Source organism: Ramlibacter sp., assembly GCF_013697775.1.
GTDB lineage: Bacteria > Pseudomonadota > Gammaproteobacteria > Burkholderiales > Burkholderiaceae_C > Ramlibacter.
This window is the reverse complement of record NZ_JACCWG010000210.1, coordinates 1-10803: the sequence shown is the minus strand read 5'-3', so window position 1 is coordinate 10803 and position 10803 is coordinate 1. Positions and strand designations below refer to the sequence as shown.

The window sequence follows — 10803 nt, the reverse complement described above, 5'->3', positions numbered from 1 at the left end:
GTGCCGGGCTGGCCGGGCATTCCGTTGGCCCTGCGCCTGGTCGGCGGCGTGCTGGCCCTGTGGGTCGCCTGGCTGGGCGTGGCGCAAGCCAAGGCCATGGGCGTGAACTTCCTGCTGTCGGTGCTGGTGCTGGTGTGGATGGCCGACATCGCCGCCTACTTCGCCGGCCGGACCTTCGGCCTCAAATTCACCAAGCGCAAGCTGGCACCCGCCATCAGCCCCGGCAAGAGCTGGGAAGGTGTGTGGGGCGGCATGGTCGGCGTGCTGGTGCTGGCCATCGCCTGGGTCGCCGGCGACCACGCCTGGCAGGCCGCGGTGCCCAGCCTCTACAGCCGTCTGGCCTCCCTGGGGTGGCCGGTGCTGGTGCTGGCGGCGGTGTTCCTGGCCGCGATGAGCGTGGTCGGCGACCTGAGCGAGTCGCTGGTCAAGCGCGCCTCCGGCATGAAGGATTCCAGCCAACTGCTGCCCGGCCACGGCGGCGTGCTGGACCGGGTCGATGCGCTGCTGCCGACCCTGCCGCTGGCCATGATGCTGGCGAGCTTCGCCGCGCTGAAATGAAGCAGCGGCTCGCCGTCCTCGGCTCCACCGGATCGGTTGGTGCCAGCACGCTGGACGTGGTGGCACGCCATCCGGACCGCTTCGAGATCTTCGCGCTCAGCGCCTCAAGCCAGGTCGACGCCATGCTGGCGCAGTGTGCGCAATTCCGCCCGCGCTTCGCCGTGATGGCGCAGCCGGATGCGGCACGTGCGCTGGCCGCGAAGCTGCAGGCCGAGGGCCTGCCCACGCGCGTGCTGGACGCGCCGGGCGCGCTGGAGGCCATCGCATCGCACGAATCGGTGGATGCCGTCATGGCCTCCATCGTCGGCGCCGCCGGCCTGGCGTCGTGCCTGGCCGCTGCGCGCGCCGGCAAGCGGCTGCTGCTGGCCAACAAGGAAGCGCTGGTGGTCGGCGGCGAGCTGTTCCTGGCCGCCGTGCGCGAAGGCGGCGCGACCCTGCTGCCGATCGACAGCGAACATTCGGCGATCTTCCAGTCGTTGCCCGAGGACCCGGCCACCTGGGCCGCGCGGGTGGAGAAGATCATCCTCACCGCGTCCGGCGGGCCGTTTCGCACGCGCGAGCCGGCCACGCTGCGCGACGTGACGCCCGAGGAAGCGTGCGCGCATCCCAACTGGGTGATGGGCCGCAAGATCTCGGTGGACTCGGCAACCATGATGAACAAGGCGCTCGAGGTGATCGAGGCGCGCTATCTGTTCGGCCTGGAGCCGGCGCAGGTGGAGGTGGTGATCCACCCGCAAAGCGTGATCCATTCGATGGTGCAGTATCGCGACGCGTCGGTGCTGGCGCAGATGGGCACGCCCGACATGCGCGTGCCCATCGCCTACGGCCTGGCCTGGCCGGAGCGCGTGGCCTCCGGCGCGCAGCCGCTGGACTTTGCCGCGCTGGCCGACATGAGCTTCGAGTCGCTGGACAGCCGCGGCCACCGTGCGCGCTTTCCCGGCCTGCAGCTGGCCTGGGACAGCCTGCGCGCCGCGCCCGGCACCCCGGCCGTGCTGAACGCCGCCAATGAGGTGGGAGTGGCCGCCTTCCTGGAGCGCCGCATCCGCTTCGACCAGATCCATGCGGTGAATCTTGCAACTTTGGAAGCCGTCGTCCCGTCCAACACGGCAACGCTTGAGGATTTACTGGCGCTGGACGCACAATCGCGCCATGCCGCCGAGCAGGCCGTCTCCCGGCTTGCCGCCTGAGCGAAGGAAAGCTCCATGCTCACCATCGTCGCCTTCATCGTTGCCCTGGGTCTCCTGATCGCCGTGCACGAGTACGGCCACTACCGCGTCGCCGTGGCCTGCGGCGTCAAGGTGCTGCGCTTTTCCGTCGGCTTTGGCCGAACGCTGTATTCCTGGAAACCCAAGCGCCAGCGCCCCGGGCAGGACACCGAGTTCGTCATCGGCGCCTTTCCGCTGGGTGGCTACGTGCGCATGCTGGACGAACGCGAGGGCGAGGTGCCGGCCGCCGAGCGGCACCTGGCCTTCAACACGCAGCCGCTGAAATCCCGCGCCGCCATCGTGGCGGCAGGGCCGCTGGCCAACCTGCTGTTGGCGGTGCTGCTCTATGCATCGGTGAACTGGTGGGGCATGCGCGAGGCGCAGCCGGTGCTGGCCAGCCCGATCGCCGGCTCGGTGGCCGACAAGGCGGGCCTGCGCGGCGGCGAGCGGGTGGAGCGCGCCGCGTTCGAAGGCCAGCCGCTGCACGGCGTGCGCTCCTTCGAAGACCTGCGCTGGCTGTTGACGCGCGGTGCGCTGGACGCCACCGACGTGCGCCTGGCGCTTGCCGGCGGCCGCGAGATCCTGCTGCCGCTCAGCATGCTGCAGGCCCGCACGGCCGACGCCGAGCTGTTCCGCCACATCGGCATCCCGGGCCCGTGGACGCGCCCGGAGATCGTGGAGGTGATGCCCGACAGTGCCGCCGAGCGCTCCGGCCTGCGCGGCGGCGACATCGTGCTGGCGATCGGCGCGACGCCGATCGCCGACGGGCCGCAGCTGTACGAGCAGATCCGCAAGTCGGTGCGCGGCGGCCAGCCGCTGGCGCAGCCCTGGAAGATCGAGCGCGCCGGCGCGGCGATGACGCTGGACGTCACGCCGGCGCTGGTCGACGACAACGGCATCCAGATCGGCCGCATCGGTGCCAAGGTGGGCGGCGCGCCGGCCACCAGCGTGGTGCGCTACGGCTTCGCCGAAGGCCTGGGCAAGGGCGTGCAGCGCACCTGGGAGATGGGTGCCATGAGCCTGCAGATGATGGGCCGCATGGTGATCGGGCAGGCGTCGCTGAAGAACCTGAGCGGCCCCATCACCATCGCCGAATACGCGGGCAAGTCGGCCAAGGTGGGATTCACCTCCTACCTGCTGTTCCTGGCCATCATCAGCGTGAGCCTGGGCGTGTTGAACCTGCTGCCGCTGCCCGTTTTGGACGGTGGGCACCTGATGTATTATCTTTGGGAGGCCGTCACGGGCAGGAGCGTTTCCGACGCCTGGATGGAGCGCCTGCAACGCGGCGGCGTGGCGGTGCTGCTGGTGATGATGTCGATCGCGCTTTTCAACGACGTCACTCGTCTGTTTGGTTAAACCTGTTTTGATGCTGTGACGCGGCCTGCGAGCCGCGCGGGGCTCACGTCGATTCAATGAAACAACAATACAAGCGCTTTCGCGTCCGGACGGTGACTGCCTTGGTCGCCTTGGCATTCACCGCCAGTGCATGGGCGGTCGATCCGTTCACCGTGCGCGACATCCGCGTCGAGGGCCTGCAGCGCGTCGAGCCCGGCACCGTGTTCGCATCCCTGCCGTTCCGCACCGGGGACCAGTACAACGACGACAAGGGCTCGGCCGCCATCCGCGCGCTGTTCGCGCTCGGCCTGTTCAAGGACGTGCGGCTGGAAGTCAACGGCGACGTGCTGGTGGTGATCGTCGAGGAACGCCCCACTGTGTCCGACGTCGATTTCGTCGGCGCGCGCGAGTTCGACAAGGACACGCTGAAGAAGGCGCTGCGCGACATCGGCCTGACCGAGGGCCGGCCGTACGACCAGGCGCTGGCCGACCGCGCCGAGCAGGAATTGAAGCGCCAGTACATCAACAAGAGCCTGTACGGCGCCGAGGTGATCACCACCGTGACGCCGCTGGAGCGCAACCGCGTCAACCTGACCTTCACCGTCACCGAAGGCGAGCCGGCGCGCATCCGCGACATCCGCGTGGTGGGCAACAAGGCCTTCAGCGAATCCACGCTCAAGGGCCTGTTCGACCTGAACACCGGCGGCTGGCTCTCCTGGTACACCAAGTCGGACCGCTATTCGCGCGCCAAGCTCAACGCCGACCAGGAGTCGCTGCGCTCCTACTACCTGACCCGCGGCTACCTGGAATTCCGCATCGACTCCACCCAGGTCGCGATCTCGCCGAACAAGCAGGACATCACCATCACGGTCAACGTGACCGAGGGCGAGCGCTACGTCGTCTCGGGCGTGAAGCTGGAAGGCAACTTCCTGGGCAAGGACGACGAGTTCAAGAGCCTGGTGACCATCAAGCCCGGCCAGGCCTACAACGCCGACCAGGTGGCCGAAACCACCAAGGCCTTCAGCGATTACTTCGGCAACTTCGGCTACGCCTTCGCGCAGGTCGAGGCGCGCCCGGAGGTCGACCGCGAGAACAACCGCGTGGCCTTCACCATCGTGGCCGAGCCCTCGCGCCGGGCTTACGTGCGCCGCATCAACGTGTCGGGCAACAACCGCACGCGCGACGAGGTGGTGCGCCGTGAGTTCCGCCAGTTCGAATCCGGCTGGTACGACGCCGACAAGATCAAGCTGTCGCGCGACCGCCTGGACCGCCTGGGCTTCTTCAAGGAAGTCAGCGTCGAAACGGCGGACGTGCCGGGCGCGCCCGACCAGGTGGACCTGGTCGTGACGGTGACGGAAAAACCCACCGGCAGCCTGCAGCTGGGCGCGGGCTTCTCCAGCGCGGAGAAGCTGGCACTGTCGTTCTCCATCAAGCAGGAAAACGCCTTCGGCTCCGGCCAGTACCTGGGCGTGGAAGTCAACACCAGCAAGTACAACCGCACGCTGGTGCTGAGCTCGGTCAACCCGTACTTCACGCCCGACGGCATCTCGCGCGCGATCGACATCTACCACCGCAGCTCGCGTCCCTACGCGGACCAGGGCGGCAACTACCGGCTGGTCACCGAGGGCGTGGGCCTGCGCTTCGGCATTCCGTTCACCGAACTGGACACGGTGTATTTCGGCGGCAGCGCCGAGCGCACCACCATCAAGCCCGGCACCAACATCCCGGCCGCGTACCTGGACTATGCCGAGCGCTTCGGCTACACCAGCACCGCCTTCCCGCTGTCCATCGGCTGGTCGCGCGACAACCGCGACAGCACCCTGGCGCCCACGCGCGGGCGCTACCAGCGCGTGGCCAGCGAAATCGGCCTGGTGGGCGACGCGCACTACGTGCGGGCCAACTACCAGTACCAGCAGTACCAGCCGATCAACAAGCAGTACACGCTGGCCTTCAACGGCGAAGTGGGCTGGGGCAAGGGCCTGTCGGGCCGGCCGTTCCCGGTGTTCAAGAACTTCTACTCGGGCGGCCTGGGCTCGGTGCGCGGCTTCGACCAGGGCACGCTGGGTCCGCGCGACGTAACCGGCGCCTCCATCGGCGGGCCGAAGAAGATCACCCTCAATGCCGAGGTGATCGCGCCGTTCCCCGGCGCCGGCAACGACCGCACCCTGCGCCTGTTCGGCTTCGTCGACGTGGGCAACGTCTACGGCGAAAACGATCCGGTGCGCCTCAACCAGATGCGCGCATCGGTGGGCGTGGGCCTGTCGTGGCTGTCGCCGGTGGGGCCGCTGCGCCTTGCCGCAGCCCAGCCGGTGCGCAAATTCCCGGGCGATAGAATCCAGAGACTGCAATTCCAGATCGGAACATCCTTCTGATGAAGTACCTGTCACGTCATTGCCTGGCTGTCGTGCTCGGCGTGTTCGCGCTTGCCGCGCATGCCGAGGACTTTCGCGTCGGCTTCGTCAACACCGACCGCATCTTCCGCGAGGCCAACACCGCCAAGTCGGCGCAGGCCAAGCTGGAGCAGGAGTTCGCGCGGCGCGAGAAGGAACTCACCGACATGGGCACGGGCCTGAAGAGCGCCTCCGACAAGTTCGAACGCGAAGCGTCCACGCTGGCGGAAAACCAGCGCGCCGCGCGCCAGAAGCAGCTGATCGACCAGGACCGCGAGTTCCAGCGCAAGCGCCGCGAATTCCAGGAAGACCTGAACGCGCGCAAGAACGAGGAGCTGCAGCAGGTGCTGGAGCGCGCCAACCGCGTGGTCAAGCAGGTGGCCGAGCAGGAGAAGTACGACCTGATCGTGCAGGAAGCGGTCTACATCAATCCCAAGCACGACATCACCGACAAGGTGATCAAGGCGCTGAACGGCGCGCGCTAGACGCGCCGCCGTCCTCCCATGGCGCTGACCCTGGGCTCGATCGTCGCGGCGCTTGGCGGCGAGCTGCACGGGCAGGCCGATGCCAGCATCGAGCGGCTGGCCCCGCTCGAATCGGCCGGCCCCGCCGAGCTGAGCTTTCTCTCCAATCCCAAGTACCGGCAGCAGCTGGCCGCTTCGCGCGCCGGCTGCGTGATCGTCGCGCCCGCCATGCAGGAAGCGGCGCTGGCGCGCGGTACCTGCATCGTCACGGACGACCCGTATCTCTACTTCGCGCGGCTCACGCAGCTATGGAAGGAGCGCCATGCGGCCGGCGCCGGCCCGCGCATCCATCCGAGCGCGGTGGTCGATCCGCAGGCCGTCGTCGATCCGACGGCGCGCATCGGCGCCATGTGCGTGGTGGAGCGGGGCGCGCGCATTGGCGCGCACACGGTGCTCAAGGCGCGCGTGACGGTGGCCGAGGACTGCGTCATCGGCGCGCGCTGCATCGTGCAGCCGGGCGCGGTGATCGGCGGTGACGGCTTCGGCTTCGCGCCGCACGAGGGCGCCTGGATCAAGATCGAGCAGCTGGGCGCGGTGCGCATCGGCGACGACGTGGAGATCGGCGCCAACACCTGCATCGACCGCGGCGCGCTGGACGACACGGTGATCGAGGACGGCGTGAAGCTGGACAACCTGATCCAGGTGGGCCACAACTGCCGCATCGGCAAGCACACGGCTATCGCCGGCTGCACCGGCATCGCCGGCAGCGCCACCATCGGCGCGCACTGCACCATCGGCGGCGCGGCCATGATCCTGGGGCACCTCACGCTCGGCGACCGCGTCAACATTTCGGCCGGTTCGTTCGTCGCGCGCTCCATTCTCAAGCCGGGCCTGTACACGGGCATCTTTCCCATCGACGACAATGCGTCCTGGGAAAAAAATGCCGCCACGCTGCGCCAGCTGTACCAGCTGCGCGAGCGCATCAAGGCGCTGGAAAAACAACCATGGACATCCACGAGATCCTGAAGAAACTGCCGCACCGCTACCCGATCCTGCTGGTGGACCGGGTGCTGGAAGTGGAACCGGGCAAGCGCATCAAGGCGCTGAAGAACGTGACCATCAACGAGCCGTATTTCGTCGGCCACTTCCCGCACCGGCCGGTGATGCCGGGCGTGCTCATGCTCGAAGCCATGGCGCAGACCGCGGCGCTGCTGTCGTTCGCCGCCGAGGGCGCGGGCCCCGACGACAACTCGGTCATCTACTTCGCGGGCATCGACGGCGCGCGCTTCAAGCGCCCGGTGGAGCCGGGCGACCAGCTGGTCATGGAGGTGACGCTGGAGCGCCACAAGGCCGGCATCTACAAGTACAAGGGCATCGCGCGCGTGGGCGAGGAGATCGCCTGCGAAGCCGAGCTCATGTGCACCATGCGCAAGGTGGGCTGATGCCGGGGATTCACCCGACGGCGATCATCGACCCCCAGGCCGAGCTGGACGGCAGCGTCTCGGTCGGCCCTTACGCGGTGATCGGGCCGGAGGTGAAGATCGGCGCCGGCACGACGGTGGGCGCGCATTGCGTGATCGAAGGCCGCACCACCATCGGCCGCGACAACCGCATCTTCCAGTTCGCCTCGCTCGGCAGCGCGCCGCAGGACAAGAAGTACCGCGGCGAGCCCTGCGAACTGGTCATCGGCGAGCGCAACACCATCCGCGAGTTCTGCACCTTCAACATCGGCACGCCCGGCGGCGGCGGCGTCACCCAGCTGGGCGACGACAACTGGATGATGGCGTACGCGCATCTGGCGCACGACTGCCTGGTGGGCAACAACACCATCTTCGCCAACAACGCGCAGCTGGCCGGCCACGTGGTGGTGCAGGACTTCGTGATCCTGGGCGGCTTCACCAACGCCCACCAGTTCGTGCATATCGGCGCGCACGGCATGACGGCGCTGGGAACGGTGTTGCTGGCCAACCAGCCGCCCTTCGTGATGAGCGAGGGGCAGCCGGCCAAGGCGCGCTCGATGAATTTCGAAGGCCTGCGCCGCCGCGGCTTTTCCGCCGAGCGCATCGCCGCGGTGAAGGCCATGCACAAGGCGCTGTACCGCGACGGCCTCACGCTGGAGCAGGCCGCGCAGCGCATCGCGGGGCTGGCGCAGCAAACACCCGACGCCGCGCCCGACGTGCGAATGATGCTCGACTTCCTGAAAAACATGCCGCAGGACCGCGGCATCGTGCGATGACAGAGTCCGTGATGACCGAATGACCGATTCGTGGATGACCGAATGACCAATTCCGTTCGGGCTGAGCCTGTCGAAGCCCTTCGACAAGCTCAGGGCGAACGGGCGCCGGCTCAAGGCGAACGGGTGCTGGATTTGGGCGAACGGGCGGTGGATTCAGGGGAACGGCCGCTGCGTCTTGCCATGGTCGCCGGGGAGGCGTCCGGCGACCTGCTGGCCGGGCTGCTGCTCGACGGCCTGCGGGCGCGTTGGCCGTCCCTGCAGTCGCGTGGCATCGGCGGCCCGCAGATGGCGCAGCGCGGCTTCCAGGCCGAGTGGCCGTACGAGAAGCTGGCGGTGCGCGGCTACGTCGAGGTGCTGCGGCACTACCGCGGAATCGTCGGCATCCGCAACACGCTGCGCGAGCGGCTGACGCAGGAGCCGCCCGATGCCTTCATCGGCATCGACGCGCCCGACTTCAACCTGGACCTGGAAGAAGCGTTGAAGGCGCGCGGCATCAAGACCGTGCACTTCGTCTGCCCCTCCATCTGGGCCTGGCGGGCCGAGCGGGTCGACAAGCTGCGCCGCGCCTGCGACCACGTGCTGTGCGTGTTCCCGTTCGAACCCGAGCTGCTCGCCGCCAAAGGCGTGCCGGCCAGCTACGTCGGCCATCCGCTGGCCAGCGTCATTCCCATGCGGCCGGACCGCGCCGGCGCGCGCCGCGCGCTGGGCCTGCACGACGAGGACACCGTCATCGCCGTGCTGCCGGGCAGCCGCGTGTCCGAAGTCGAACAGATGGCGCCGCGCTTCCTGGGCGCCGCCGCGCTGGTGGCCAAGGCCAGGCCGCAGGTGCGCTTTGTCGTGCCAGCGCTGCCGGCCCTGCAGCAGCGCATCGCCGCCGAGGCGCGCAAGCTGGGCCTGGGTGAGCGGCTGCAGGTGGTGGCCGGCCAGTCGCACGCCGTGCTCGCCGCCTGCGACCTGGTGCTGGTGGCCAGCGGCACGGCCACGCTGGAGGCGGCGCTGTTCAAGCGGCCGATGGTGGTCGGCTACGCCGTCAACTGGCTGAGCTACCGGCTGATGTGGCCGCAGCGCCTGCTGCCCTGGGTCGGGCTTCCCAACATCCTGGCCAACGAGACACTTGTCCCGGAGCTGTTGCAGGATCGCGCCAAACCCGAGCTGCTGGCTGCGGCGCTGTTGGAATGGCTGGACGAGCCTGCCAGAATGGCGGCCATCTCCGAGAAATTCACCGCGCTGCACCTGCAACTGCAGCGCGACACCGCCCAGCTCGCCACCGATGCCGTTGCCCAAGTCCTCCACAGGTGAACCCCGCGCCAAGCCGGCGGCCCGCAAGACCGCCGCGCAGGCGCGCCTGGACTGGGACCCGCTGGGCCTGATGGCCGGCGTGGACGAAGCCGGCCGCGGCCCGCTCGCCGGCCCGGTGGTCGCCGCCGCCGTGATCCTGGACGACACCCGCCGCATCCGCGGCCTGGCCGACTCCAAGGTGCTCTCGCCGCTGCAGCGCGAACGCCTGTACGACCAGATCCGCGAAAAGTCGCTGTGCTGCGCCGTGGGCGAGGCCAGCGTCGACGAGATCGACACGCTCAACATCTTCCACGCCACCATGCTGGCGATGAAGCGCGCGGTGGAAGGCCTGCGGCTGCGGCCGGCCAAGGTGCTGGTGGACGGCAACCGGCTGCCCAAGATCGACGTGCTGTGCGAGGCCATCGTCGGCGGCGACGCCAAGGTGAAGTCGATCTCCGCCGCGTCCATCATCGCCAAGGTCACGCGCGACCGCATGCTGCGCCAGCTGCACGAACAGTTCCCGCAGTACGGCTTCGCGGCCCACAAGGGCTACGGCACGCCCGAGCACCTGCTGGCGCTGCGCACGCACGGCCCCTGCATGCACCACCGCAGGTTCTTCGCGCCGGTGGCCTGCAGCGTGATGCTGGTGGAGGGCCGCGGCCTCGTCGTGGCCGCCGCGCAGTGAACGCTCCCGCAGCGAACCCGCGGTGAGCCAGGCGCCGCAGGTCGTCCGCTCGCGCGACAACACCCTGTTCAAGGACCTGCGCCGGCTGGCGCAGGACAACGCGGCCTACCGCAGGCAGGGCCGCGTCTGGGTCGAGGGCGAGCACCTGTGCCAGGCCGCGCTGCAGCGCGGCGTGCAGCCCGCGCTGGGCGTGTTCTCGGAAACCGGCTGGGCCCAGGCCACGCCAGCGTGGCGCGATGCCGCGCCCAAGGTCGCCGTGTTCGACGACGGCCTGTTCGCGGCGCTGAGCGGCCTGGAGTCGCCGGCCGCCATGGCCTTCGTCATCGACCTGCCGGCCGGGCTGCAACTCGACGCCGGCGCGCCCAGCGTGGTGCTGGACCGGGTGCAGGACGCCGGCAACGTGGGCAGCATCCTGCGCTGCGCCGCCGCCTTCGGCTTTCGCCAGGTGCTGGCGCTCAAGGGCACGGCGGCGCTGTGGTCGCCCAAGGTGCTGCGTGCCGGCATGGGCGCGCACTTCGGCCTGTGGCTGCTCGAGGGGCTGGAAGCCGATGCGCTCGATGCGCTGGCCGTGCCGCTGGTCACCACCAGCTCGCACGCCGGCGAACTGCTGCACCAGGCGCGCCTGCCGTGGCCCTGCGCCTGGGCGCTGGGC

Annotated in this window: 11 protein-coding genes; all 11 read left to right on the top strand. The window is 69.1% G+C overall.

Annotation, left to right across the window (positions count from 1 at the left end):
* Positions 1 to 558: phosphatidate cytidylyltransferase (locus H0U68_RS10550; protein ID WP_296355321.1), on the top strand; the 558-nt coding region annotated here is incomplete at its 5' end.
* Complete coding sequence (ispC, locus tag H0U68_RS10545; protein ID WP_296355319.1) at positions 555 to 1745, top strand: 1-deoxy-D-xylulose-5-phosphate reductoisomerase; 1191 nt, start codon at positions 555 to 557, stop codon at positions 1743 to 1745. The genes H0U68_RS10550 and ispC, both read left to right, overlap by 4 nt.
* A 15-nt stretch (positions 1746 to 1760) precedes the next feature.
* The gene (gene rseP / locus H0U68_RS10540) at positions 1761 to 3119 is read left to right on the top strand and encodes an RIP metalloprotease RseP (RefSeq protein WP_296355317.1); all 1359 of its coding nucleotides are present in this window, start codon (positions 1761 to 1763) and stop codon (positions 3117 to 3119) included.
* Positions 3120 to 3175: 56 nt separating this feature from the next.
* The gene (gene bamA, locus H0U68_RS10535; protein ID WP_296355315.1) at positions 3176 to 5470 is read left to right on the top strand and encodes an outer membrane protein assembly factor BamA; all 2295 of its coding nucleotides are present in this window, start codon (positions 3176 to 3178) and stop codon (positions 5468 to 5470) included.
* Positions 5470 to 5973: an OmpH family outer membrane protein gene (locus H0U68_RS10530; protein ID WP_296355312.1), complete on the top strand. Its 504-nt coding sequence runs from the start codon at positions 5470 to 5472 to the stop codon at positions 5971 to 5973. Before bamA ends, H0U68_RS10530 begins: the two co-directional genes overlap by 1 nt.
* An 18-nt stretch (positions 5974 to 5991) precedes the next feature.
* On the top strand, positions 5992 to 6978 hold the full coding sequence (gene lpxD, locus H0U68_RS10525) for a UDP-3-O-(3-hydroxymyristoyl)glucosamine N-acyltransferase (RefSeq protein WP_296355310.1): 987 nt from the start codon (positions 5992 to 5994) through the stop codon (positions 6976 to 6978).
* Positions 6957 to 7394 (top strand): 3-hydroxyacyl-ACP dehydratase FabZ, encoded by a 438-nt coding sequence (fabZ, locus tag H0U68_RS10520; RefSeq protein WP_296355307.1) that lies wholly within the window; start codon positions 6957 to 6959, stop codon positions 7392 to 7394. The genes lpxD and fabZ overlap by 22 nt, the downstream gene beginning before the upstream one ends.
* Entirely contained in the window at positions 7394 to 8188 is a 795-nt protein-coding gene (gene lpxA / locus H0U68_RS10515) for an acyl-ACP--UDP-N-acetylglucosamine O-acyltransferase (protein WP_296355305.1), read from the top strand. Before fabZ ends, lpxA begins: the two co-directional genes overlap by 1 nt.
* 42 nt (positions 8189 to 8230) lie before the next feature.
* Entirely contained in the window at positions 8231 to 9487 is a 1257-nt protein-coding gene (gene lpxB, locus H0U68_RS10510) for a lipid-A-disaccharide synthase (protein ID WP_296355303.1), read from the top strand.
* Between the two features lie 70 nt (positions 9488 to 9557).
* Positions 9558 to 10151 (top strand): ribonuclease HII, encoded by a 594-nt coding sequence (rnhB, locus tag H0U68_RS10505; protein WP_296355323.1) that lies wholly within the window; start codon positions 9558 to 9560, stop codon positions 10149 to 10151.
* 22 nt (positions 10152 to 10173) lie between these two features.
* Positions 10174 to 10803: RNA methyltransferase (locus H0U68_RS10500; RefSeq protein ID WP_296355301.1), on the top strand; the 630-nt coding region annotated here is incomplete at its 3' end.